This is a genomic window from Methylobacterium marchantiae (assembly GCF_042679825.1).
Taxonomy (GTDB): Bacteria; Pseudomonadota; Alphaproteobacteria; order Rhizobiales; family Beijerinckiaceae; genus Methylobacterium; species Methylobacterium marchantiae.
Genome location: NZ_JBHTND010000100.1, coordinates 1 through 524 on the forward strand (window position 1 = coordinate 1; position 524 = coordinate 524).

1 pseudogene is annotated in these 524 nt (G+C 77.7%); it reads left to right on the forward strand.

Annotation, left to right across the window (positions count from 1 at the left end):
* Positions 1 to 524: pseudogene (gene bchD / locus ACFQ4G_RS22015) on the forward strand (magnesium chelatase subunit D); the annotation flags it as partial.

The window sequence follows — 524 nt, forward strand, 5'->3', positions numbered from 1 at the left end:
GGCCGGCCCGTGGCGCAGGCCGGGCTGCTGGCGGAGGCCGATGGCGGCCTCGTCGTCGCCGCGATGGCGGCGCGGATGGGGCAGGGCCCCGCCGCGCATCTCGCCGCCGCCCTCGATACCGGCCTCCTCCGGGTGGAGCGGGACGGGCTGGCGGAGGTGCGGCCCGCGCGGTTCGGGCTGATTCTCCTCGACGAGGGGATCGGCGAGGACGAGGCGGTGCCGGCGACACTCGCCGACCGGCTCGCCTTCCATCTCGACCTCACGGACGTGGCGTTGAAGGAGACCGCCCCTTCCCCCTCAGCGGGAGCGGAAGGGACGGGCGACGATGCCGGCTCGGGCGACGATCACCTCGCCGCCCTCTGCCGGACCGCCTCCGCCCTCGGCGTGGCCTCCCTGCGCGGGCCGCTCCTCGCCCTGCGCGTCGCCCGCCTCATCGCCGCCCTCGACGGGCGAAGCGACCTGCGGGAATCGGATGCCGTGGAGGCCGCCGGCCTCGTCCTCGCCCCGCGGGCGACGCGCCTGCC